A 22,360-nucleotide genomic window follows, 5' to 3' on the forward strand; every position below is an offset into this window, starting at 1 on the left:
CGAGTCTAGTGAGGCGTGATCACTCGGACAGGAGCCGCCAGCCCAGCCGGTTGGCCGCCGCCCGGTCGAAGGTCACGACCTCGTCGACGCCGAACAGTTCGACGGCACCCTGGATCAGGGCGTCGGCGAAGTCGGCTCCGGTGTCCTCGGCCAGCATCAGCGCGCGGATCACGCCTTCGCCGTCGTCGAACTCGAGCGTCGGCGTCTCGACCAGTCCGCGGATCACCTGCAGGCAGGACTGCCGGTCGAACCGGTAGCTACGCGAGATCACCCAATAGAACTCAGCCATCACGACCTGAGTGATGAAGCCCGGCCTCTCGGCGGTCAGGCCACTGAGGAAGGATCGGGCCAGCTCGGCCGAGACGGTGTCGTCCTCCTCCGCGATGGCCCGGGCCAGAATGTTGGTGTCGACCGCGATCACGGCTCGTTCCGTACGCCACGCATCCCGCTCTCGGCCGCGGCCTCGGCGATGCCTTCGTTCATCTCCTCGATCGTGAGCGGCCGCTGGCCGGGCCGATGGAGGATCCCGAACAGGTCCTCGATCCGCCCGGTCCGAGCAACGATCCGATAGTCGCGCGGACCGAGTTTCACGAACATCACCTTCGAACCCGCCACCAATCCGAGGTCTTCGCGCACATCCCGGGGCACCGTGATCTGGCCCTTGCTGGTCATCGTCGCCGTCGTCATCACCGATTCCTTACGTTAAATCAAGATCCTTACCCAATTGTACGTGTAAGGTCAGCGGATCCGGAGCAGTTTTCTGGCCGGACGGGCGACACACTGGGGCCGTGCTGGACAGGTACGGGTCATGAGCAGCGATTCGCGGACTCCCGACCGGGAGGCACGGTTCACGGCCCTGTACGAGGCGGGCTATCCGGAGCTGATCCGGTTCGCCCAGCGGCGGGTCGATCCGGGCCGGGCCGAGGACGTCGTGGCCGAGTCCTTCCTGGTCGCCTGGCGGCGGATCGGCGAGGTGCCGACCCAGCTGGGTGACGCCCGGGCCTGGCTCTTCGGCATCGCCCGGAACGTCATCCTCAATGCTCGGCGGGGCTCCAGACGGCGGGACGCGCTGGCGATCCGGCTCGCGGACGTCACCACGACCGCGACCGACGGCGACGCCGACCTGATCGCCCAGCAGGTCGACCTGACCGCGGCCTGGGGCCGGCTTCCCGCCCGCCAGCAGGAAGCGCTGGCGCTGACCGTCCTGGACGACCTCACCGCGCCACGGGCCGCGGCCGTCCTGGGCATCACGCCGGTCGCGTTCCGGCTCCGCCTCAGCCGCGCCCGGCGGGCGCTGCGGTCGCTGCTCGACCACCGCGATCCCCGGCCGGCCCGCACGCCGGCCGGGATTCCCGAAAGGCAGTCCCGATGACGAAGCTCGACGAACTCCACCTGCTGAAGACCCTGGACCCGGCCGACCAGGCTCCCGATCCGCACCACCCGCGGGCCCGGGCCGGCCTGCACCGGATCCTGGCCACCGAGCCCGCCGCCCCGGCCGTGCGGGCTCGCCCACACCGCCGCCGGGTCGCCGGCCGGATCGCGGCGGCCACCGGCCTGGTCGCGGCCGGCACCGCGGCGGCGATCGTGGTCCCGGCGGCGATCGGCGGTGATCCGGCCTTCGCCACCTGGACCGCCCGGCCGACGGCGATGTCGACGGCCGACCGCGCCAAGGCCGCGGAAGCCTGCCGGGAGGAGCACCGGTCGGGCAGCCCGGACTACCGCGATGAGTTGGCCGCCGCGACCCCGGCGATCGCGGAACGGCGCGGCAACTGGTCCCTGGTCGTCCTCGCCGGTGCCGACGGCTTCTCCGCGCTGTGCGTCGCGGACCGGCCCCGACCGCTGTTCGATGCCTTCTTCGGCTCCATCGGTGCCACCCGGTCGGCCGACCGGCCAGGACCCCGCGAACTGACCGCGACCAGTCTCGGCACCGGCGCGATCGACAACCACGAACTGTCGGTCGCCGTCGGCCTCGCCGGTGCGGAGGTGGCGGAAGTCAGCTACACCAGCCCGAGCCGGGGCCGGGTCCTGGCCAGCGTCACCGACGGCCAGTTCGCCCTCTGGCTCCCCGGCGACGACCTGGCCGGGGCGAGTCGTCGGGGCGTCCCGCTCCGGGTGACGTACCACGACGGCAGCACCGCGACCGTCACCGTGGCGCTCTGACCTCGAACGGGAGTTCCGGGGAGGATCTCGCCGGGACTACCCGGCGGCAGCTTCCCCAGAAGCCAGGTCGGTCCATCAGGACAGCAACTGCTCGGCCGATCATTCCTCGCAGATCACCATGGCCGACGCGATGCCGGCGTCGTGGGAGATCGACAGATGAATCGTGCCCACGCCCAGCTCTTCGGCCCGCTGGGCGACGGTGCCGATGATCAGGAAGGACGGCCGGCCCTCTCCGTCGGTGATCACCTCGGCGTCGGTCCAGCTCAGACCGCTGGGTGCACCGAGGGCCTTGGCCAGCGCCTCCTTGGCGGCGAACCGGGCGGCCAGCGAAGCGGTCGACTTCTTGGCCTCGGCCGGGGTGAACAGCCGCTGGACCAGCCCCGGCCGTCGCTCGATCGTCTCGGCGAACCGGGAGACGTCGCAGACGTCGATCCCGATCCCGATGATCATTCCGGCGATCTCATTCGACGGTGACGGACTTGGCCAGGTTGCGCGGCTGGTCGACGTCATGGCCCTTGCGGGTGGCCAGCTCGCAGGCGAACACCTGCAGCGGCACCACGGCCAGCATCGGCTGCAGCAGGGTGGACACCTTCGGCAGTTTGATCATGGTGTCCGCGTACGGCTCGACCGTCGTGTCGTCGGTCTCGGCCAGCACGATGGTCCGCGCGCCGCGGGCCCGGATCTCCTGGATGTTGGAGACCACCTTGTCGTGCAGTTGATCACGACCGCGCGGCGGCACCACCACGAAGACCGGCAGTTGATCATCGATCAGCGCGATCGGGCCGTGCTTCAGCTCACCGGCGGCGAAGCCCTCGGCGTGGATGTAGGCCAGCTCCTTGAGCTTCAGCGCACCCTCCAGCGCCACCGGATAGCCGACGTGCCGGCCGAGGAAGAGCACCGACGGCTCGTCGGCGAACGCCTCGGCAAGGTTGATCACCGGCTCGATGTCGTCCAGCACGGACCGGATCGCTGCCGGCATGCCCTCCAGCTCGGCGACCGTCGCGGCGATCTCGTCGTCGAACTTGGTCCCCCGCACCTGGGCCAGATAGAGCCCGAGCAGATAGCAGGCGACCAGCTGGGTCATGAAGCCCTTGGTCGAGGCGACGCCGATCTCCGGACCGGCGTGGGTGTAGATCACGGCGTCCGACTCGCGCGGGATGGTCGAGCCGTTGGTGTTGCAGATCGCCAGCACCCGCGCCTTCTGCTCGCTCGCGTGCCGGACCGCCATCAACGAATCGGCGGTCTCCCCCGACTGCGAGATGCAGACCACCAGGGTGGACGGCCCGACGATCGGATCGCGGTAGCGGAACTCGTGCGCCAGCTCGACCTCGCAGGGCAGCCGGGTCCAGTGCTCGATCGCGTACTTGGCCACCAGCCCGGCATAGAAGGCGGTGCCGCAGGCGACGATGATGATCTTGTCGATCTGGCGCAGGTCCTCCTCGGACATCCGCAGCTCGTCCAAGATCAGCTTGCCCTCCTTGGAGTGCCGGCCGAGCAACGTGTTGGCGACCGCGTCGGGCTGCTCGTAGATCTCCTTGCGCATGAACCAGTCGTAGCCGTCCTTCTGCGCGGCGGTCAGATCCCAGTCGACGTGGTACGGCCGGACGTCGGCCGGCCGCCCCTCGAAGTCGGTCACGGTGACCCCGGCGGCGGTGATCTGCACGACCTGGTCCTGACCCAGCTCGATCGCGTCCCGGGTGTGCTCGATGAACGCCGCCACGTCGGAGGCGAGGAAGTTCTCGCCGTCGCCGACCCCGACCACCAGCGGCGAGTTGCGCCGCGCGCCGACCACCAGATCGGGCGTGTCCCGGTCGACCGCGACCAGGGTGAACGCCCCGTCCAGCCGGTTGCAGACCCGGCGCATCGCGGTGGCCAGGTCGATCCCCTGGTCCAGCAGGGCGCTGATCAGGTGGGCGACGGTCTCGGTGTCGGTGTCGGAGGCCAGCGGGACCCCGGCGGCGATCAGTTCGGCGCGGAGCGCGGCGAAGTTCTCGATGATGCCGTTGTGCACGACCGCCACCCGGCCGTCGGCCGACAGGTGCGGGTGCGCGTTGACATCGTTGGGCGCGCCGTGGGTCGCCCACCGGGTGTGCCCGATGCCTTGCCCGGTCGCCGGCAGCGGATGCTCGGCCAGCTCCTTGTCCAGGTTGGCGATCTTCCCGGCCTTCTTGACGGCGGTGATCGAGCGCCCGTCCGCACCGGACCGGGCCCCACCGAGCGAGCCGACGACGGCCACCCCGGCGGAGTCGTACCCGCGATATTCCAGCCGTCGCAGGCCCTCGACCACCACCGTGCCGGCGGGCTTGGCTCCGACGTATCCGACGATTCCACACATGTCCGACAGGCTAGCGTGACCGCCCCGCTTCAGCCGACTTCTACCGACCGGGCGCTAGCTTGCCGGAGCCCGGTTCTGACAAGTCGGCCGGAGTGGGCAGAATGTCCCCGTGGTTCAGCGGTTCAACGGAAACGGGAACGGGATCGGGCCCTATGTCGAGCGGGATCGGGCCGACTGGGCGGAGCTGGCGGCCTCGACCCCGCTCACCCTGGACGCCCAGACGCTGGAGAAACTGCGCGGTCTGCGCGACCCGACCCGGCTGATCGACGTCCGCGAGGTCTACCTGCCACTGACCCGGCTGCTCAGCGAGTACGTCCGGCATACCGGCAACCTCTATCGCTCGACCAACGAGTTCCTCCGCCTGTCGGTGGACCGGACCCCGTTCGTGATCGGCGTCGCCGGCTCGGTCGCGGTCGGCAAGTCGACGATGGCCCGGCTGCTTCGCGAACTGCTGGCCGGCTGGCCAGAGCATCCGCGGGTCACGCTGATCACCACCGACGGGTTCCTGCTGCCGAACGCCGAGCTGGAGCGACGCGGGCTGCTGCACCGCAAGGGCTTCCCGGAGTCGTACGACCGCCGGGCGTTGCTCCGGTTCGTGATGGACGTGAAGTCGGGCAAGGAGGAGGTGACCGCGCCGGTCTACTCCCACCTGAGCTACGACATCGTGCCGGGCCAGGAGGCGGTGGTCCGCCGGCCGGACATCATGATCATCGAGGGTCTGAACGTGCTGCAGCCGGCCCGGGTCCGCGCCGACGGCACCACCGGGCTCGCGGTGAGTGACTTCTTCGACTTCTCCGTCTATGTCGACGCCGACCCGGTCGACGTCCGGGACTGGTACATCCAGCGGTTCCAGTCGCTGCGCGACACCGCCTTCCAGGACCCGCGCTCCTACTTCACCAAGTACGCCAGGCTTTCCGAGTCCGAAGCGGTGGCCGAGGCCGGCCGGATCTGGGATTCGATCAACGGCCCCAACCTGTGGACCAACATCCGGCCGACCCGCGGCCGGGCCACCGCGATCCTGCGCAAGGATTCCGATCACCGCGTGAAATGGGTGCGCATCCGCAAGGTCTGAGGTTCCGGCGCGATAGCGTGACCGGCCATGAGCAACCCCTATCAGGAACCGTCCGAGGTGAAGGTGACGATCGGCGCGGGCACCGCGATCAAGTTCGGCTTCTTCGCGGCCTTCGGCGTCGTGCTGTTCTCGTTGATCATCTCGCTGATCATGGTCGTGATCAGCCTGATCCTGTTCCTGCTCGGCAGCGCGCCGATCCTGCCCTTCCCGCGCTGATCCGGGTCGCCACCGTCGAGCCGGCGCAATTGCGACCAGGCCTCATCGAGACCCGACAATTGTGCCCCGCGGCAAACTCTTGAGGCACAATCGGCGGCGGTGCAAGACTCAGCGACGATGATCGAGAAGGCACCGTTGCCAGAACCAGACGCCGCCGCCGGCCCGACCCGCGGCGCCGGCTACCTCGCGGTCATCGACTGGATCCACGGCCAGATCGCCTCCGGGCAGGTCCCGGTCGGCTCCCGGCTGCCGTCCATCGCCGACATCGCCGCCGCCTGTGGGGTCGGCATCAAGACCGCCCGCTCCGCCGTCGAACGACTCGCCGGCCAGGGAGTGCTGCGCACCCGGCAGGGCTCCGGCACGGTCGTGATCACCGCTCCCCGCGGCATCTCCGACCGCTACGTCGCGACCAGCTCCGGCCGGCGCCTGGTCGGGGCCCTGGTCCCGAATCTGACCTTCTACGGCGAGATTCTGTCCGGCGTCGAATCCGTCCTGTCCGGGCGGGACGGCCGGCTGATGGTCACCTGCTCCCACTACGAGTTCCGCGGCGAGTGCGACGAACTCGAATCGTTGGTCAGCGACGGCGCCGAGGGGATCCTCTGCTCGGCCAGCCTGGCCCGCTGGTCCGGCGACCCCGAATTCTTCGACCGGCTGCGGCAGCTGCCGGTGCCCTGCGTGCTGATCGAGCGTCGGCTGCCGGACGGCATGTTTCCGCGGATCCCCGCGGTGCTGACCGACCTGGAGCAGGCCTCCTTCCTGGCCACCGAGCACCTGATCCAGATCGGCCGGGAGCGGATCGCCGCGGTCCTGGTCGGCGGCCGGCCCGGCGCGGAGGAACTGACCCGCGGCTACCGCAACGCCCTGATCGCCGCCGGCCGGACCTTCGACCCGGCGCTGTTGATCACCGAGCCCGAACTGACCGGGGTCATGGCCGCCGAGCAACTGATCGAGCGGAAGGCCGATGCCGCGTTCGTCGGCGGCGGGCTGCTCGCCGCCGCGACGATGACCCAGTTGCTGCACCGCCGGCGCCGGGTGCCGCGGGACGTCGCCATCGCCGCCTACGACGCCCAAGGCGGCGACGTCGCGGACATCCCGATGACGTCGGTCAGCCCGCAGCGCTCCGCCATCGGCCGACTGGCCGCCGACATGCTGCTGGACCTGCTGAATCATCCCCGGACCGCGGCGGTCGGCGAGTTCCGGGTCCACCCGACCTTGATCATCCGCCGGTCGACGATCGGCACCCCCTGATCAACAGCTCGTCATGATCATCGACGAAGGAGTCTCCATGATCGACGCCCCGACGCCAGAATCCCCTTCCAGCCCAGGTCGACGCCGGTTCCTCGCGTCCACCGCCGCCGTCACGATCGCCGTGCCGGTGATCGGCGCCGGTCCGGCCGCCGCCCGGCCGCGTCCGGCCCGGCTCGCCGTACCGGATCCCGGGGCCGGTGGCGGCCGGACGCTGCCGCTGTTCGGCTACAACACCGCGCACTTCGTGGCCGGCAGCAACACCACGGCGTGGTTCCGCTACTCCCGGGCGTACGCGTCCCGGACCTTCGCCTCGCCCAACCACTGGCTCACCGCCGACCTGATCGGCCCGGGCGAGGAGTGCCAGGATCTGGCCTCCTTCGAAACACTGCGAGCGGAACTGCTGGGATCCCCGGAGGACAACCGCTTCCTGGACTGGCCGGCGATCAAGGTCCGCTACGCCGACGTGATCACCGGCGGCTCCAATCATCTCAACGCCGATCATCTGTTCGGCCGGCTGAATGATCTTGGGGTGGAGATGATCGCGGAGATGGACGCGTCCGGCACCTGGCCCGACGACTGGCCGGAGCTGTGGCGCAAATGGCAGTACAACTTCGCCCACGCCTACTACCTGGCGAAGAACTTCGGCCTGCGCCGGTTCGCCTTCGTCAACGAGCCGGACGCCAAAGGGGTGCGGGAGAAGATTCCGGACCAGGGCCATTTCCTGCGCGCACTGCGGTTCGGCTCCGACGCGCTGCATCGAGCGTGTGAGAAGGCCGCCGCGGCGACCGGTGATGATCATCCCGGCCTGGTGCACGCCCCGGTGATCACCCGCTCCACCATGCCCGACGAGGCCGGCTTGTTCCAGCCGTACAACTTCGAGGCCAATCCGGCGACGACCGGCTACTACGGCAACGACACCCGCGACGACGAGATCGGCTGGGGCAAGCTCGCGCTGCTCAACCTGCACACCGACTATCGCGGCGAGCCGACCGACGAGGCCACCTTCGACGTCTTCGACACCCATTCCTACAATCAGCCGCCGTCCTGGTATCCGCGGGAGCTGGAAACGATCTTTGCCAAACTCGACGAACACGCGCCGGGGTCCGAGCTCCCGGTCGCCTACACCGAGATCAACCGCTACAACACCTCCGGCTTCGCCGGCCGCGCCGAGTCACTGGAGACGCCGCGGGTCGCCCGGGAGAACGTGGAGACCGCGGCCACGCTGACCGACGGCGGCGTGCAGGCGTTGATCTTCTTCAAGCTGGAGAACACCCTCGGCCCGGACGGCTAGCCGTACAAGAGCGGCTTCTTCTACGTCGAGCACGAGCCCCCCTATCAGGTCCGCGGCGCGACCCGCGGAGCCGAGGCGTTGCGGCTGTTCGCCCGGGCCTTCGGCGCGACGGCCGACCGGATCGGCGCCGAGTTCGGCGATCCCGGCGCCGGCATCCGCGCCTGGCTCGCCGGGGACCGCACCGGACACTGCTTCCGGCTGCTGGTCTGCCGGGCCGCCGAGCCGGCGGCGCCCGGACCGGTCGACCTGGACCTGACCGCGCTCGGACTGGCGGCCGGGACCATGATCACGATCGAGGAGATCAGCGCCGACTACGCCGGTGGGATCTCCCGGCAGATCCCGTTGTCCGGCTCCGGCCGGTTCCGGCTCGATCAGCCGGTCGACAGCGTCTGGCTGCTGACCCTGCCGCTGGACGCCACCGAGCTCAAGGCCGTACGGCCGACGCAGGCCGCCCTGGTCCGCGGCGGCACCGACGCGGACACCGCCCTCGGTGATCATGAAGGCCTGGCCGTGCAGCGGGCCGGAGCCGCGGCCGGCGGCGCGGACGAGGTGACCCTGCTCGAGTTCCGGCCGAAAGTCGATCGTGACCGGCTGAGCCGGGCGACGCTCGAGTTCCCAGCGACCGCAGCGGCCTCGACCACCGTGCTGGTGGTCGCGGCCACGGACCTGAGCTGGGATGCCGCCGATGTCACCTGGAACTCCGCGCCCTATCTCGGCGGCGACGATGCGGTCCTGACCGGCGACGGCGACGAGGTCAGCCCGGTCGGCCAGCTGACGATCAGACCCGGCACCGATGGCGCGCCGGCCCGGCTCGACGTCACCGACGTGCTCCGTCGGCACGACGGCGACCGGCTCACGTTCCTGGTGATCAACCAGCCGCGCGGCGCCGACGACACGGCCGAGGACGGGCAGCGCTCGGTGCTGCAACCGGCCGGCGGTTCGGCACCGCGGCTCCGGATCTGGGTCGGGCGCTGAGATGGACCGGCGAGGATTCCTGGCCGGCGCCACCCTGGCCGCCGCCGGATTGGCCGGCTGCACCGACCAGACCGGGCCGGTCCGGCAGGAGCGCGGCAGCGGCGAGCTGCCAACCCGAGTGCCGTTCGCCGCCGGCGAGCCGGACCTGCCGGAGGCCGCCGGAGGCGTCCCGGCCGGCTACTTCAGCTACCCGGCCGAACCCCAGCCCCGGAAGGGATTCCCGTACCGGGAAGCCTCGGCGCCGATCACCACCCTGCTGCAGGGCACGGCCGCCGTGGCCCCGAAGGAGCGCAACCCCTGGTGGCAACGGATCGAGCGGGAGTCGGGCTTCAGCTTCGCCCTCAATCCGGTCCAGTCGGCCGACTACCAGGCGAAGTTCCAGGTGACGCTGGCCGGTGGCGAGGTGCCCGACCTGGTCCAGATCGTCGGCGTGCCCGGGCTGCCGAACGTCCTGGACAAATACTTCACCGACCTGACCGACTTTCTGGCCGGCGACGCCATCGCGGAGTATCCCGGGCTGGCCGCGATCCCCACCGAAACCTGGAAGATCGGCCAGGTCAACGGCCGGCTCTGGGGCATCGCGCAACCCCGGCCGCCGGCGGGAAGGATCTGCAGCTACCGCGGCGACCTGTTCGCGCGGCACGGCATCACCGCGGCCCCGGAACTGCGCGACGGGCAGGACTTCCTCGACCTCTGCCGGCAGCTGAGCGATCCCGGCCGGGCCGTCTTCGCCCTCGGCGCCAACCTGGCCGGCTGGATCCTGCCGGCGATGCTGGAGATGGTCGGCGCGCCGAACGACTGGGCGCTGGAGGGCGAGACCTTCACCCATGCCTACGAGACCGAGCAGATGAAGCAGGCGCTCGACCTGACCCTGCAGCTGTTCCGGAAGCAGTACGTGCATCCCGACTCCCCCTCCGCCGGGGCCGAGAACTACACCTGGTGGCAGGGCGGCCAGACGTCGCTCTATCTGCAGTCGTTCTCCGGCTGGGGTACGTACGCCCGGGTCAATCCGGACTGGCGGCTCGGGGCGCTGACGCTGCCGAAATGGGACGGCGGCGGGCCGGCCGCCAAGCATCTCAGTGTGGCCGGCTACACCGCGTTCGTCGCGATCAAGAAGGCGAGCGACGAGCGGGTCCGGGAGATCCTGCGGTTCGCCGACTTCGTCGCGTCGCCGTTCGGCAGCAGCGGCGAGCTGTTGATCAACTACGGCGTCGAGGGCACCCACTACACGCTGACCGGCTCCGATCCCATCGCCACCGCCGCGGCCAAGACCGACCTGCCGACCGGCCTCAACTATCTGGGCGGGCAGTCCTCGGCGGTGATCTACACCCCGGGCGACCGGGAGATCGTGCAGCAGCAGTACGACTATCTCAAGGCCGTGCTGCCGACCGGGGTCAAGAACCCGACCGAGGGCCTCTTCTCCGACACCTCCTCGACCAGCGGCTCCTCCGCCCGGCGAGCGATCAACGACCTGCAGACGCAGATCGTCATCGGCCGCAAACCCCTGTCAGAATGGGATGCCGCGGTCGATCGCTGGCGCCGGGAAACCGGTGATCAACAACGCCGCGACTATCAGGAGGCCCTGCAGCGACGCTGACCCCGGCCGGCACGGGCCGCAGAGTCAGCGCGGGCCGAGCCCGGTGCGGCCGTCGATCAACTCCCGAGCCACATCCAGGTGGCCGGCATGGCGCGCCGTCTCCTCGATCAGGTGCAGTAGCACGGTGCGGACCGTACGCGCCAACTCACGGTGGTGCTCCGGCACCTCGCCGCGCGGGAGGTCGTCGAGCACGGACCCGGTCAGCGCCTGGTCCGACCGGACCCACTGTTCCCGATAGACCCGCTCCGGCGGGACGCCGACCGGATCGGGACCGACGGCGGCACCGGCCACCAGGCCCTCGCACCAGTACCGTTCCGCACCCGCCAGATGCATGATCATGCTCGCCGGCGTCCAGCCGCTCGGCACCACCGAGCGATGCCGACCCTCCTCGTCCAGCCCGGCGACGATCGCCAGGACGCTGTCGCGCTGCGCCTGGAGATACTCGAGCAGGAGGCGATGTTCGGCGGTGATCACGATCACTCAATGTACCGTCGGAGCCCTGCGGTTTGACCCTCCTCCAGGAGGAGGCCGGATCCTCGAATCACCAACGAGAGGATGGACGACATGTTGAACATCGGCGAGTTCGCCCAGTGGGCCGGGTTGACCGTCAAGGCCCTGCACCTGTACGACGAGCGCGGCATCCTGGCGCCGGCCGAGGTCGACCCGCACTCCGGCTACCGGCGCTACGCCGCCAGTCAGCTCCGGGACGCGATGATGATCAAGGCGCTGCGGGATGCCGACGTGCCGCTGGCCGAGGTCGCCTCGGCCGTGGCCGCGCCGGATCGGGCGGTCGAGCTGCTGGAACAGCACCGGGAACGGGTCGTCGCCGCGCGGGAGGCCGAGGACCGGGCCGCCGACCGATCCCGGCAGGTGCTGGCCGGGATGGACGTCGTGGTGCCGGTCGAGTTCCGGACCGCGGCCCCGCAGCCGTACGCGGGGGTCCTGATCGAGCTGGCCGCCGACGACGCGACCGAAGGCGATGACGACGATGCGGCGAACCAGGCCTTCGCCGCCCTGTGGCAGCGGCTGGCCGAGACCGGCAATCCGCCGACCGGCAGCTTCTGGACCACGATCAGGTCGGCCCGCGAGCCGGAACGGGCCGAGCTGGTGCTGTGCTGGCCGGTGGCGCGGCAACCGGATGCCGACTTCGCCCTGGACGGTCACCGGGTCGAGACGGGCATCCTGCCGGAACGCGACGAACTGGTCGCCACCTGGCAGCACAACGGCACCGAGGCGACCGAGGACGCGTTGCACCCCGCGGCCGTCGCCCTGTTCGAGGAGGCGGAGCGGCGCGGGGTCGACCTCGAGGTCGGGCTGTTGCGCCAGATCGGTCTGACCGACCAGGCCGGCACCCCGACCGCGATCGAGCTGGCGTACGGCCTCACGGCCCACTGATCGGAGTCGGCCGCGTGCTGGCGCTCGAGCGGGGCACGTCGGCGGCGAATCCGGCCAGCACGTGCTCGAGGCCCAGCGCCGCCGCATCGGCGGCGTTGAGCCGGGCTCCCCGGTCGAGCAACAACCGGACCATCGCGTGCTGCCCGGAATCCCTGGCCCAGCGGACCGGTGCCGAGGCGTGTTCATGATCACGAAGGTCCAGCTCGGCGCCGGCGTCGATCAGCGCGGTGGCGCAGTCGAGGTGACCGGCCGCGGCGGCGAGGTGCAGCGCGGTGGCGCCGGTGTCGTCGAGCCCATCCACCTCCGCACCGGCCTCGAGCAGCAGCCGGATCGCGGCGGCATCACCGGCGCGAGCGAAACGGTGCAGCAGCAGACTTGTTGATCGCGGGTCGACCTGCCCGATCAGGCGCTGCGCCGCGGCGCCGTCGGCCCCGGTGACCGCCTCGGCCAGTTCCGCGAACGGACCCGGCCCGAGCCGCATCGTCGGCCGCGCCTGCACGAAGGTCCAGCGGTGGCCGGCCAGGTCCTCGGCCTGATACGTCGTCGAGCCGTGGCTGCGCGGCCCGGTGATGATCTTCGCCCCGTGCTGCTTGGCCTGCGCGTAGTGCGCGGCAAGATCATCGACGTAGACCCAGGTGTTGTGATCACGGCCGGCGGCACCGAACAGCATGACCGACGCATTGCCGACATGGAACTCGATCCAGTCCGGCGACTCGCCCTCGGCCGGCGCCCGGTCGACGTCCCAGTCGCCGAGCTGGAACACCCGGCGGAGCCAGCGGGCGGCAGCAGCGGGATCCTCGTAGTGCAAGGCCAAGCCGAGCCGGTCGACCTCCCGGGGCACCCGCGGGGCATGATCACGGCGGCGCGTCCAGGCGTCGTACGTGCGCAGCATGTTGGCCCAGCCGAAGCCGGCCTTGGAGGGGTCGCCGTCGGGACGCAGATACTGCGCGACCTGGATCCGGCAGCCCGAGGCGATCGGCTCGAACAGGATGTCGATCTGGGTGTCCGGGCCCTGCAGACAGAGCCGGGATCCGGGCTCCCAGACAGTGATCACCTCCCGCCCGCTGACCGTGCCGTCGGCGTAAACCTCGAGCACCCGGCCACCGACACCGGGTTCCATCCGCAGCTCGGCCAGCCGGGAGGAGTCGTAGTGGTTGATCGGCCCGCGCACCCACCACAGGTCGAGCTCCTCGGTGAAGATCCGAAACGCCGTCTCCGGATCGACGTCGACCTCGATGCTGGCCTCGGCCCTGGTCCTCATCGCTTCCTCCGCCACTCGGTCGTTGCCGATCATGCTAGGGCGTGTCTCTTGAACCCATGGTCCGCCGCCGCGGCTAGCCCCGTGGCCGCCCCAGTTCGAACTGCCAGATGATCACCCCGGGGATGTCCCAGGCGGCGTGGCTGGCTTCGGGAACGATCGCCATCAGGGACCAGGGCCACACGTCCCAGGTCCCGGTGATCACCTCGGACGGAGTCGCCGGCGGCGGGTCGTCGCCGGTCCGGATCAGCGGCTCCTCGCAGCGCAACACCTGAAAGCCGTGCGGCAACGCGGCCCGGAGGAAGTCGCCCGGAGTATGCCGATAGGTCGGCACCAGCCCGGGCTCACCCTCGGGTCCGAGCGCGTGCACGAGAGATCCGCGGAACACCAGCTCATGATGCACATCGGAGATGATCAACTGACCGCCGGGCCGCAGCACCCGGGCGAACTCGGCCAGCACCGGACCAAGCTCGGCGACATGCGACAGCGCCAGTGCGGTGATCACGAGCTCGACGCTGTCGTCGGCGACCGGAAGTCGATCAAGCTCGCCGAGCCGGAAGTCCCCCTCCGGCAGCCGCGCCCGGGCCTGCTCCAGCATCGCGGCCGAGCTGTCCACCCCGATCACCCGATGCTGGCGCCGGGCCAGGTGCCCGGCGTAGCGGCCGGTGCCGCAGGCCGCGTCCAGGGCGACACCGGCGGGCAGCGCGTCCAGCAACGGGAGGACCTCCGCCTCGTCCGCGGCGAAACAACCGTTGCCGGGCTCGTCGTAACTCGCGGCCCACTGGCGATAGCCGGTCACGCTGTCCCCGAGCGCCGCCTCGACGCCGACGTCCCCGGTCAGGGCCTCGTCGGCGACCAGTCGGCGTACCTCGGCCAGCCGGGCCTCGACGAACTCCCGGTCGAAGTCACCGGCCCAGCCGCGCAGCAGGGCCAGGCCCTCGAGCCCGAGAACGTACGCAAGCGGATGCTGGTAGACCACGAGTGGAACCTAACGGCGGTTCGGCGCGGTCTCCAGCGAATATCCGGCCCCACCCCCCGGGGTCGAGACGTCACTTGTGCTCCGACACGCCGCAAAACCGCGTGCACAAGTGGCGGGTCGGCGGGTTTAGGGGAGGGTCAGGGTGGTGCGGACGACCGAGGCGAGGTGTTCGGCTACGGCGTTGGCGCGGTCGGCGGTCTCGGCTTCGACCATCACCCGGACCAGGGACTCGGTGCCGGAGGGGCGGAGCAGGACCCGGCCGGTGGTGCCGAGCTCGGCGGTCGCGTCGGCGACGGCGCGACTCAGGGTCGGGTCGGTGTCGGCGCGGGTCTTGTCCACGCCCGGGACGTTGATCAACACCTGCGGCATCCGGGTCATCACCGAGGTCAGCTTGGCCAGCGAATGGCCGCTGGTGGCCATCCGGCGCACCAGCTGCAACCCGGTCAGCACCCCGTCACCGGTGGTGGCGTGCTCGGACAAGATCACGTGTCCGGACTGTTCGCCGCCGAGGATGTAGCCGCCGGCCTTCATCGCCTCCAGCACGTAGCGGTCGCCGACCCGGGTCTGCTGTACGGCGATGTCGGCGGCCTTCATCGCCTGCACCAGGCCGAGATTGCTCATCACGGTGGCGACGACGGTGTTGCCGGCCAGCCGCCCCTGCTCGGCGAACGCCACGGCCAGGATGGCCAGGATCTGATCACCGTCGACCAACGCCCCGTCGGCGTCGACCGCCAGGCAGCGGTCAGCGTCACCGTCGAGGGCGAGCCCGAGATCGGCGCCGTGCTCGACGACCGCGCGCTGCAACTGCTCGGGATGGGTCGAACCGCAGTTCTCGTTGATGTTGTTGCCGTTGGGCTCGGCGTGCAGCGGGATCACGGTCGCACCGAGCGCGCTGAACGCCTCAGGCCCGACCAGGTGAGCGGCGCCGTTGGCGCAGTCGACGACGACCTTGATCCCGTCGAACCGCACCGGGTCCACCGTCTGCACCAGATGGGAGATGTACGACGCGGTCAGACCCGGGTCGTCCGCGACCCGGCCCACGTCGGCGCCGGTCGGCCGCTGCCAGGTCTCCCGCAGCCGGGCCTCGATCGCGTCCTCGACCGCGTCGTCCAGTTTCTCGCCGCCGCGGGCGAAGAACTTGATCCCGTTGTCCGGCATCGGGTTGTGGCTGGCCGAGAGCATCACGCCGAGATCGGCCTTGGTCGCCCGGGTCAGGTAGGCCACGCCGGGGGTCGGCAGCACACCGAGCCGGTGCACGTTGACCCCGGCGCTGGCCAGGCCGGCCACGACGGCCGCCTCCAGGAATTCCCCCGAGGCCCGCGGATCACGGCCGACGACGGCGGACGGTTGATGTCCGCCGAACGCACCGCTCTCCGCGAGCACATGAGCCGCGGCGACCGACAGGTCGAGGGCCAGCTCCGCGGTCAGTTCCGCGTTGGCCTTGCCCCGGACCCCGTCGGTCCCGAAAAGTCGCCCCATGCGATGAGGCTCAGCGCTTGCTGTACTGAGGAGCCTTACGGGCCTTCTTGAGGCCGGCTTTCTTCCGTTCCTTGATCCGGGCGTCCCGGGTCAGCATGCCGGCCTTCTTCAGCGCGGACCGGCTGGCCTCGGCGTCGACGGCGTTCAGCGAACGGGCCACGCCGAGCCGCACCGCACCGGCCTGGCCGGTGATGCCGCCACCGTGAACGCGAGCGATCACGTCGTAGGAGCCCTCGACACCGGCCGTGCCGAACGGCTCGGAAGCGATCTGCTGGTGCACCTTGTTGGGGAAGTACTCCTCCAACGTGCGGCCGTTGATCGTCCAGGTGCCGCTGCCCGGAACGATCCGGACCCGGGCAATGGCCTCCTTGCGGCGGCCGGTGGCCGAGCCGGGAGCCACGACGGCGGGACGGCTGGTCGGTCCGGAAGCCGAAGGGTTGGCCTCGGAGCGGTAGGCGATCTCGCGGTCGCCCTCGGTGAAGGGGCGAACCTCTTCGTCGGCGGTGGTCTCGGTCACGGTTTCAGACACGGTCGAGCTTTCTGTCGTCACTGGCTGATCTGGGTGATCTGGAACGGCTGCGGCTTCTGCGCCGTGTGCGGATGCTCCGGACCGGAATAGACCTTGAGCTTCTTGATCAGCTTCCGGGACAGCCGGTTCTTCGGCAGCATGCCCCAGACGGCCTGCTCCACCGCCTTGCGCGGATCGGTGTCCAGCAGCTTGCCGTACGAGATGGACTTGAGCCCACCCGGACGACCGGAGTGCCGGTAGCTGATCTTGTCCTCGCGCTTGTTACCGGTCAGCGCGATCTTGGACGCATTCACGACGACGACGAAGTCTCCCCCGTCGACGTGCGGCGCGAAGGTCGGCTTGTGCTTCCCGCGGAGCAGCGTTGCCGCCGTCACGGCGAGCCGGCCCAGCACGAGATCATCGGCGTCGATGACATGCCATTCACGGGTGACCTCACCCGGTTTGGGACTGTACGTGGACACTGCCTCGCCCTGCCAATCTCTCTCTGGTGTGCTGCTGACGAAAACCCTGCGCGCATCATCAGCGGACCGAGGTTGCTCGATGCAGGGAATTGAGCGCGCGATGGCGCAACAGCAGGCTAGATTACCGGCCCTGGGCAACGCCGGTCAAAACGACCCCGGAACACCCTTCGACAGGCTCAGGGAACGAGGGGGAAGCGGCGTCGGGAACGAGGGGGAAGCGGCGTCGGGAACGAGGGGGAAGTGGCGTCGGAACGAGGGGGAAGCGGCGTCGCGTGAGCCAGCGCACATCCGCCGTCCCCCGCTGGCCACTCGCCGCTACGCCCGCGTAGGTTGTCGCTCATGACCGAGTCGCTCACCGTACGGGACAACCGCACCGGCAAGGATTATGAGCTGGAGATCACCGACGGCACCATCCGGGCCGCGGACCTGAAGCAGATCGCCGTCGACGGGCAGCCGGGGCTGGCGACGTACGACCCTGGATTCGTCAACACCGCCTCCTGCCGCAGCGCGATCACCTACATCGACGGTGAGGCCGGGATCCTCGAGTACCGCGGTTACCCGATCGAGCAACTGGCCGAGTCCTCCAGCTACCTCGAGGTCGCCTATCTCCTGTTGAACGGTGAGCTGCCGACCTCCGATCAGCTGGCCCAGTGGACCCACGAGGTCACGTACCACACCTTCGTGCACGAGAACCTGAAGCAGTTCATCCAGGGCTTCCGCTACGACGCGCACCCGATGGCGATGCTGATGGCAGGCGTGAGCGCCCTGTCCACCTTCTACCCCGAAGCCGTGAACATCGACGACGCCGGCAACCGGCAGCTGCAGATCACCCGGATGATCGCCAAGATGCCGACCCTCGGCGCCTTCGCGTTCCGGCATCAGCAGGGCAAGCCGTACGTCTACCCGGACAACGGACTCTCTTATACGGCGAACTTCCTGGCCATGCTGTTCAAGATGAGCGAGCCGGAGTATCACGCCGACGAGCGGCTGGTGAAGGCCCTCGAGGTGCTGTTCATCCTGCACGCTGATCATGAACAGAACGCTTCGGCCAACGCGGTCCGCGCCGTCGGCTCCACCGAGGTGGACCCGTACTCCTCGGTCGCCGCCGGCATCGCCGCGCTCTACGGCCCGCTGCACGGCGGCGCCAACGAGGCCGTGCTGCGGATGCTGCGCCGGATCGGCTCCACCGACAACATCCCGGATTTCATCGCCGGGGTGAAGGAGGGCAAGGAGCGGCTGATGGGCTTCGGCCACCGGGTCTACAAGAACTATGACCCGCGGGCGACGATCATCAAGAAGGCCTGCGACGACGTCTTCGAGGTGACCGGGGTCAACCCGCTGCTCAAGATCGCCCAGGAGCTGGAGAAGATCGCGCTGGAGGACGACTACTTCGTCTCCCGCAAGCTCTACCCGAACGTCGACTTCTACTCGGGCCTGATCTACGAGGCGATGGAGTTCCCGCCGGAGATGTTCACGGTGCTGTTCTCCATTCCGCGCACCTCGGGCTGGCTGGCCCAGTGGTCGGAGCTGGTCACCGATCCGGAGCAGAAGATCGCCCGGCCGAAGCAGATCTACACCGGGCCGCGGAAGCGCGAGTTCATCCCGATGAATCAGCGCTGAGGCTCAATTCGGCCCCGTACAACCGAGTGGCCGTTGACCCGGTGCACCTGACAAGCTCGACCGGGTGGAGCATCAAGATCACCTGCCGCGGGCGACCATCTCGCCGGACGGCACGCAGTACTACGACGGACCCGACTGGGGTTGGCAGGATCTCTGGCTGACCCCGGATCGGGTCCTGGCGTTCTGCACCGAGGACCGCGGCCTGCCGGCGACCCAGGTGGGCCTGCTGGCCGAGGGGCTGCTCAACCAGACCTGGAAGATCGAATGCGCCGATCATGATCGGGTGCTGCGGGTCGGCCGGTCCGAGCGGACCGCCGAACAGGTCGCGTACGAACTGCCGGTGGCCCGGGCCTGGGCCGCCGTGGCACCGGTCGTGGTCGCCGCCGAGCACGACGACGTGCCGGTGGTCGATGATCACATCCTGACCCTTTTTCCTTACGTGGATGGGTTCTCCGGCAGCTCCGTGCCGAGCCCGGATCGCTGCCGGGAGCTGGTCCCGGTGCTGGCCGCGATGCACCGCGCCGCGCTCGAGCTGGACTTCGATCAACGGCCCGGCTTCACCTCGGTGGACGATCCGCCGCGCCGGTACGGCTGGGACGAGGCCCGAGCCGCGATCATCGACCGGTTCGGCCGTGGTGCCGAGGTGCTGGGCCCGGTGACCGTCGTGGACCGCGCCGTCGAGGAGCTGGCCGGCCGGCTCGACGACTGGACCCGATCCGGCCGGCTGGCCGCCCGGGCGCCGGTGCACGGCGACCTGAACCCGCGCAACCAGCTCTATCTGGAGGACCGGCTGGTCGCGATCATCGACACCGACGATCTGCGGGTCGAGCCGCTGGTCTGGGAGGTCGCGAACCTCGCCTACACCGACCTCGAGGTGGAGCCGGCGCAGATCTGGCGGGACTACCTGGCCGCCGGCGGACCGTTGGATCCGGCCGACGAGGAGCTGCTGCTGCCGATGGCCCGGCTGGGCGTCGTCGGCGAGATCCAGTGGCTCACCGACGCCGACGGCCGGGCCACCCACCTGGCCCTCGACTCGCTGTTCGCCCTCGCCGCCACCCTCACCGGCCGCCCCACCCGCGACGTCTGAAAACCCCGAGTTGTCAGACTTTCACCGGCCTATAGCGTGGTGAGAGTCTGACAACTCGGGGTCCCAGTCGGGGGCGAGGAGGGACCAGATCTCGATGTCGTGGCGTTCGCCGGAGGGGTGCCGGTAGGCCTGGCGCAGGACGCCCTCCCGGACCATGCCGAGCCGGCGGGCGACGGCGATGCTCGGCTCGTTGCCGGCGGCGACCTGCCACTCCACCCGGTGCGCGCCGCGTTCCTTGATCACCCAGTCGATGATCAACCGCGAGGCCCGGGTGACCAGGCCCCGGCCGACCGCCGCGGGCTCCAGCCAGCAGCCGGCCTCGGCGGTGCCCTGGTCGAGGTTCATGGTCCGGAACAGCACCCCGCCGACCAGGGTGTCGTCGGACCAGATGCCGTAGATCCGGCCGGTGTCCGATGCGGCCTTCTCGGCGTACGAGGCGAGGAAGGCACGACTGGTCTCCAGGTCGGTGATCGCCTCGGCCAGGCCGATGAAGCGTCCGATGAAGTCCCGGCCCCGATCCATGTGGGCCAGCAACTCCTCGGCCCGCCAGGGCTCGAGCGGACGCAGCTCGGCGCCGTCGGCACCGAGGGACTGAGCAAACACGAACGGCTCGCTTTCGTTGGGAGAGTGACCGAAATCCGGCACGCGTCGGCCGGATGAGACGCATTCTGGCCGGAATCGTCAACCATTGCTGGATTCCGGTCACTCCGGCCGCGGGTCAGCGATCCGGGGCGTGCCACTCCAAAAAGCGCATGTGCCGGCCGATGCCGGACACCTCGGACTCACCGCCGGCATAGGCGGCCATGTCTCGGAAGCCGATCGACCGGTAGAGCGCGTGCGCCTCGACCATGAACACGGCCGTCTCCAGCCACACCCGTCGATACCCCAGCTCGACCGCGTCGGCCAGCAACTCGGTGAGCAGCCGCCGACCGAGGCCGCCGCCCCGCGTCGCCGGCTGGACATACATCCGCTTCACCTCGGCGGTCTCGACGTCGATCGGCTTCAGCCCGACCAGGCCGACCGGACCGCCCTGCTGCTCGGCGATCAGCAGCCGGCCGCGCGGGCCGAGCAGCTCCGGCAGCTCGGCCCGGAAAGCGGCCAGGTGGGCCTCGACGACCTCGGGACCGAGCCCGGCGCCCAACCCGATCAGCTGACCGTAACCCCAGTTGACGTACTCCTCGAGCAACCGGGCGATCCGGGCGTGCACCGCCTCGGGGTCGCCGGTCGCCCGGACGATCCGCGACTCCGACATCACTCCGCTCCGTTCAGACATCGACCCGCCGATCGTCCCGCATGACCGGCCGGCGAGTCGACGCCAACCGCTCCATCAGGTCGGCACCCTCCTCGGCCGCGTCGTGCTCGGCCAGCTCGGTCCGCACCGCAGTGGCAGCGGTACGGAAGCCTGGCTCGGCCAGCACCCGACGAACGGCGGCCCGGACCCGCTCCGGCGCGGGGTGGGTCCGGCCCAGCCGGATCCCGACGCCGGACCAGGCGATCCGGGCAGCGATCTCGGCCTTCTCCTCGGTGGTCCCGGCCTGGACGATCGGGACCCCGTGGGCCAGCGCGGTGGTCACCCCGGTGTAGCCGCCGTTGGTCACGAACACGTCGGCCGAGCCCAGCAGTTCGTCGTACGGCAGCCACGGTGCGACGATGCAGTTGTCGGGCAGCGGACCATGATCACGCTCCAGCGCGGTTCGGTCCAAGCCACCGGTGGTGACCACCACCAGCACCGGCTCCGCCGCCAGCGCGCTGATCGTCGGCATGATCAACTCGGTCGGGTCCGGCCGCAGACTGCCCTGAGTCACGTGCACCACCGGCCGGCCCTCGGACAGCCTGGGCCACCACGGCGGCGGCTGCCACGGCACCGGATCCGGCCGCAGCGCGCCGATCCAGTGGAAGTGGCCCGGCAGGTCGGCCCGCGGATATTCGAAGGACGGTGTGCAGCCCTGCAGATGCAGCATCGGTGAGGCGACCCGGGCCAGGGCCGACACCGGATCCGGCGGCAGCCCGAGGTCGGCCCTGATCCGCTGGTAGGCCCGTTCGGTCGGACCAAAAATGATCTTGGACGCGAATCCGCCGACCAGCCGGTTGCGGAGCCGGCCGAGCGGCCCGGGCAGCGGCAGCAGGCCCGGACCGAAGGGTGGCGTGTCGGCATCCTGATAAGGGAGCGGTCCGTCGCCGAAGGTCGCCCAGCCGATGCCCTCCAGCTCGGCCAGCAGCCCCACTCCGAAGCTCAGGCCCTCGGTCAGGAAGGCATCGACCGGGTGCGCCGCGGTGATCCGGCGCAGGTCGGCCACCCGCTGCGGCGCGTGCCCGACGAAGATCTTTTCGAAGCCTTGGCCGATCATCGCCGGCCCGGATTTGCCCTGGAACTCGGGAAAGGCCTCGTCGACCGATTGGCCGCCGTAATCCGGTTGGTCGGTGAAGGCCACCGGCTCGGCTCCGGTCCCGGCGATTCGATCATGGAATGCACGGCCGGCGTACCAGAGGACGGTGTGGCCGCGCCGCACCAGTCGGGCGGCGATCGGCATCGGATTGGTGGTGTGCGCCTGGACCGGGATGGAGGCGAAGACGAAGGTTGACATGGTGACTCCCTGAGGCGGCTCCCCCGCCGCCCTGTCGTATGATGGAGCAACGCTAACATCATTTTAGTAGGAG

The 22,360-nt window shown here is 70.0% G+C and carries 24 protein-coding genes; 11 read left to right on the forward strand and 13 right to left on the reverse strand.

The features are described from left to right. Positions 1 to 19: 19 nt before the first annotated feature. Both FNH24_RS15115 and FNH24_RS15120 read right to left on the reverse strand, forming a co-directional pair. Positions 20 to 421, reverse strand: coding sequence for a type II toxin-antitoxin system VapC family toxin (locus tag FNH24_RS15115; RefSeq protein WP_152363023.1), 402 nt, complete (start codon positions 419 to 421; stop codon positions 20 to 22). After that, positions 418 to 687, reverse strand: coding sequence for an AbrB/MazE/SpoVT family DNA-binding domain-containing protein (locus FNH24_RS15120; RefSeq protein ID WP_152363024.1), 270 nt, complete (start codon positions 685 to 687; stop codon positions 418 to 420). The genes FNH24_RS15115 and FNH24_RS15120 overlap by 4 nt, the downstream gene beginning before the upstream one ends. 121 nt (positions 688 to 808) lie before the next feature. Between FNH24_RS15120 and FNH24_RS15125 the strand changes: the two genes are divergently transcribed. Continuing rightward, positions 809 to 1,372: an RNA polymerase sigma factor gene (locus tag FNH24_RS15125; protein ID WP_152363025.1), complete on the forward strand. Its 564-nt coding sequence runs from the start codon at positions 809 to 811 to the stop codon at positions 1,370 to 1,372. Then, positions 1,369 to 2,160 (forward strand): hypothetical protein, encoded by a 792-nt coding sequence (locus tag FNH24_RS15130; protein ID WP_152363026.1) that lies wholly within the window; start codon positions 1,369 to 1,371, stop codon positions 2,158 to 2,160. Before FNH24_RS15125 ends, FNH24_RS15130 begins: the two co-directional genes overlap by 4 nt. Before the next feature lie 99 nt (positions 2,161 to 2,259). Here FNH24_RS15130 and FNH24_RS15135 read toward each other — a convergent pair whose 3' ends face one another. After that, positions 2,260 to 2,610, reverse strand: a complete 351-nt coding sequence (locus FNH24_RS15135; RefSeq protein WP_152363027.1) for a holo-ACP synthase — start codon at positions 2,608 to 2,610, stop codon at positions 2,260 to 2,262. Positions 2,611 to 2,620: 10 nt separating this feature from the next. After that, positions 2,621 to 4,495: a glutamine--fructose-6-phosphate transaminase (isomerizing) gene (gene glmS, locus FNH24_RS15140; protein ID WP_152363028.1), complete on the reverse strand. Its 1,875-nt coding sequence runs from the start codon at positions 4,493 to 4,495 to the stop codon at positions 2,621 to 2,623. Between the two features lie 109 nt (positions 4,496 to 4,604). Between glmS and coaA the strand changes: the two genes are divergently transcribed. From coaA to FNH24_RS15170, 6 genes are all read left to right on the forward strand, one after another. Further along, positions 4,605 to 5,567, forward strand: coding sequence for a type I pantothenate kinase (gene coaA, locus FNH24_RS15145; protein ID WP_152363029.1), 963 nt, complete (start codon positions 4,605 to 4,607; stop codon positions 5,565 to 5,567). Positions 5,568 to 5,594: 27 nt separating this feature from the next. After that, on the forward strand, positions 5,595 to 5,783 hold the full coding sequence (locus FNH24_RS15150; RefSeq protein ID WP_152363030.1) for a hypothetical protein: 189 nt from the start codon (positions 5,595 to 5,597) through the stop codon (positions 5,781 to 5,783). Positions 5,784 to 5,918: 135 nt separating this feature from the next. Continuing rightward, positions 5,919 to 7,031: a LacI family DNA-binding transcriptional regulator gene (locus FNH24_RS15155; protein WP_161606145.1), complete on the forward strand. Its 1,113-nt coding sequence runs from the start codon at positions 5,919 to 5,921 to the stop codon at positions 7,029 to 7,031. A gap of 37 nt (positions 7,032 to 7,068) precedes the next feature. Beyond that, positions 7,069 to 8,322 carry a hypothetical protein gene (locus FNH24_RS15160; RefSeq protein ID WP_161606146.1) on the forward strand — a complete coding sequence of 418 codons (1,254 nt, stop codon included), beginning with the start codon at positions 7,069 to 7,071 and terminating at the stop codon, positions 8,320 to 8,322. A 78-nt stretch (positions 8,323 to 8,400) separates the two neighbouring features. Beyond that, positions 8,401 to 9,297: a CBM96 family carbohydrate-binding protein gene (locus FNH24_RS15165; RefSeq protein WP_152363033.1), complete on the forward strand. Its 897-nt coding sequence runs from the start codon at positions 8,401 to 8,403 to the stop codon at positions 9,295 to 9,297. A gap of 1 nt (position 9,298) precedes the next feature. Then, positions 9,299 to 10,894 (forward strand): extracellular solute-binding protein, encoded by a 1,596-nt coding sequence (locus tag FNH24_RS15170; protein ID WP_152363034.1) that lies wholly within the window; start codon positions 9,299 to 9,301, stop codon positions 10,892 to 10,894. Between the two features lie 24 nt (positions 10,895 to 10,918). On the opposite strand, the gene FNH24_RS15175 is transcribed toward FNH24_RS15170, so the two are convergent. Then, entirely contained in the window at positions 10,919 to 11,368 is a 450-nt protein-coding gene (locus tag FNH24_RS15175; RefSeq protein ID WP_152363035.1) for a mycothiol transferase, read from the reverse strand. A gap of 90 nt (positions 11,369 to 11,458) precedes the next feature. Here FNH24_RS15175 and FNH24_RS15180 point away from each other — a divergent pair, with 90 nt between their 5' ends. Further along, entirely contained in the window at positions 11,459 to 12,289 is an 831-nt protein-coding gene (locus FNH24_RS15180; RefSeq protein ID WP_217428239.1) for a MerR family transcriptional regulator, read from the forward strand. Here FNH24_RS15180 and FNH24_RS15185 read toward each other — a convergent pair. The 5 genes from FNH24_RS15185 to rplM all read right to left on the reverse strand — a co-directional run bounded on the left by FNH24_RS15185 (position 12,276) and on the right by rplM (position 16,995). Beyond that, a complete protein-coding gene (locus FNH24_RS15185; RefSeq protein WP_152363036.1) occupies positions 12,276 to 13,550 on the reverse strand; it encodes an ankyrin repeat domain-containing protein in 1,275 nt (424 codons plus the stop codon). The two genes, FNH24_RS15180 and FNH24_RS15185, sit on opposite strands and share 14 nt — an antisense overlap. Before the next feature lie 73 nt (positions 13,551 to 13,623). Continuing rightward, positions 13,624 to 14,526 carry a class I SAM-dependent methyltransferase gene (locus FNH24_RS15190; RefSeq protein WP_152363037.1) on the reverse strand — a complete coding sequence of 301 codons (903 nt, stop codon included), beginning with the start codon at positions 14,524 to 14,526 and terminating at the stop codon, positions 13,624 to 13,626. A gap of 126 nt (positions 14,527 to 14,652) precedes the next feature. After that, positions 14,653 to 16,005 carry a phosphoglucosamine mutase gene (glmM, locus tag FNH24_RS15195; protein WP_152363038.1) on the reverse strand — a complete coding sequence of 451 codons (1,353 nt, stop codon included), beginning with the start codon at positions 16,003 to 16,005 and terminating at the stop codon, positions 14,653 to 14,655. 10 nt (positions 16,006 to 16,015) lie between these two features. Further along, positions 16,016 to 16,534 (reverse strand): 30S ribosomal protein S9, encoded by a 519-nt coding sequence (rpsI, locus tag FNH24_RS15200; protein WP_152363039.1) that lies wholly within the window; start codon positions 16,532 to 16,534, stop codon positions 16,016 to 16,018. A 17-nt stretch (positions 16,535 to 16,551) separates the two neighbouring features. Beyond that, entirely contained in the window at positions 16,552 to 16,995 is a 444-nt protein-coding gene (rplM, locus tag FNH24_RS15205) for a 50S ribosomal protein L13 (RefSeq protein ID WP_152363040.1), read from the reverse strand. A 339-nt stretch (positions 16,996 to 17,334) separates the two neighbouring features. On the opposite strand from rplM, the gene FNH24_RS15210 reads away from it, so the two are divergent. Both FNH24_RS15210 and FNH24_RS15215 read left to right on the forward strand, forming a co-directional pair. Further along, a complete protein-coding gene (locus tag FNH24_RS15210; RefSeq protein WP_152363041.1) occupies positions 17,335 to 18,615 on the forward strand; it encodes a citrate synthase in 1,281 nt (426 codons plus the stop codon). 64 nt (positions 18,616 to 18,679) lie between these two features. Continuing rightward, positions 18,680 to 19,702 carry a phosphotransferase enzyme family protein gene (locus FNH24_RS15215; protein ID WP_152363042.1) on the forward strand — a complete coding sequence of 341 codons (1,023 nt, stop codon included), beginning with the start codon at positions 18,680 to 18,682 and terminating at the stop codon, positions 19,700 to 19,702. A gap of 21 nt (positions 19,703 to 19,723) precedes the next feature. On the opposite strand, the gene FNH24_RS15220 is transcribed toward FNH24_RS15215, so the two are convergent. The 3 genes from FNH24_RS15220 to FNH24_RS15230 all read right to left on the reverse strand — a co-directional run bounded on the left by FNH24_RS15220 (position 19,724) and on the right by FNH24_RS15230 (position 22,287). After that, on the reverse strand, positions 19,724 to 20,305 hold the full coding sequence (locus FNH24_RS15220; protein ID WP_152363043.1) for a GNAT family N-acetyltransferase: 582 nt from the start codon (positions 20,303 to 20,305) through the stop codon (positions 19,724 to 19,726). Positions 20,306 to 20,420: 115 nt separating this feature from the next. After that, the gene (locus tag FNH24_RS15225) at positions 20,421 to 20,975 is read right to left on the reverse strand and encodes a GNAT family N-acetyltransferase (RefSeq protein ID WP_152363044.1); all 555 of its coding nucleotides are present in this window, start codon (positions 20,973 to 20,975) and stop codon (positions 20,421 to 20,423) included. After that, a complete protein-coding gene (locus FNH24_RS15230; RefSeq protein WP_152363045.1) occupies positions 20,968 to 22,287 on the reverse strand; it encodes a glycosyltransferase in 1,320 nt (439 codons plus the stop codon). Before FNH24_RS15230 ends, FNH24_RS15225 begins: the two co-directional genes overlap by 8 nt. Positions 22,288 to 22,360 lie beyond the last annotated feature (73 nt).

The organism is Microlunatus speluncae (assembly GCF_009299835.1).
Classification (GTDB): Bacteria; Actinomycetota; Actinomycetes; order Propionibacteriales; family Propionibacteriaceae; genus Microlunatus; species Microlunatus speluncae.

Coding starts and splice junctions, on each gene's coding strand:
- FNH24_RS15125 (WP_152363025.1), top strand. CDS start 809: ATGAGCAGCGATTCGCGGACTCCCGACCGGGAGGCACGGTTCACGGCC.
- glmS (WP_152363028.1), bottom strand. CDS start 4,495: ATGTGTGGAATCGTCGGATACGTCGGAGCCAAGCCCGCCGGCACGGTG.
- FNH24_RS15185 (WP_152363036.1), bottom strand. CDS start 13,550: ATGAGGACCAGGGCCGAGGCCAGCATCGAGGTCGACGTCGATCCGGAG.
- FNH24_RS15160 (WP_161606146.1), top strand. CDS start 7,069: ATGATCGACGCCCCGACGCCAGAATCCCCTTCCAGCCCAGGTCGACGC.
- FNH24_RS15210 (WP_152363041.1), top strand. CDS start 17,335: ATGACCGAGTCGCTCACCGTACGGGACAACCGCACCGGCAAGGATTAT.
- FNH24_RS15170 (WP_152363034.1), top strand. CDS start 9,299: ATGGACCGGCGAGGATTCCTGGCCGGCGCCACCCTGGCCGCCGCCGGA.
- glmM (WP_152363038.1), bottom strand. CDS start 16,005: ATGGGGCGACTTTTCGGGACCGACGGGGTCCGGGGCAAGGCCAACGCG.
- FNH24_RS15130 (WP_152363026.1), top strand. CDS start 1,369: ATGACGAAGCTCGACGAACTCCACCTGCTGAAGACCCTGGACCCGGCC.
- FNH24_RS15120 (WP_152363024.1), bottom strand. CDS start 687: ATGACGACGGCGACGATGACCAGCAAGGGCCAGATCACGGTGCCCCGG.
- FNH24_RS15150 (WP_152363030.1), top strand. CDS start 5,595: ATGAGCAACCCCTATCAGGAACCGTCCGAGGTGAAGGTGACGATCGGC.
- FNH24_RS15135 (WP_152363027.1), bottom strand. CDS start 2,610: ATGATCATCGGGATCGGGATCGACGTCTGCGACGTCTCCCGGTTCGCC.
- FNH24_RS15230 (WP_152363045.1), bottom strand. CDS start 22,287: ATGTCAACCTTCGTCTTCGCCTCCATCCCGGTCCAGGCGCACACCACC.
- FNH24_RS15225 (WP_152363044.1), bottom strand. CDS start 20,975: ATGTCTGAACGGAGCGGAGTGATGTCGGAGTCGCGGATCGTCCGGGCG.
- FNH24_RS15180 (WP_217428239.1), top strand. CDS start 11,459: ATGTTGAACATCGGCGAGTTCGCCCAGTGGGCCGGGTTGACCGTCAAG.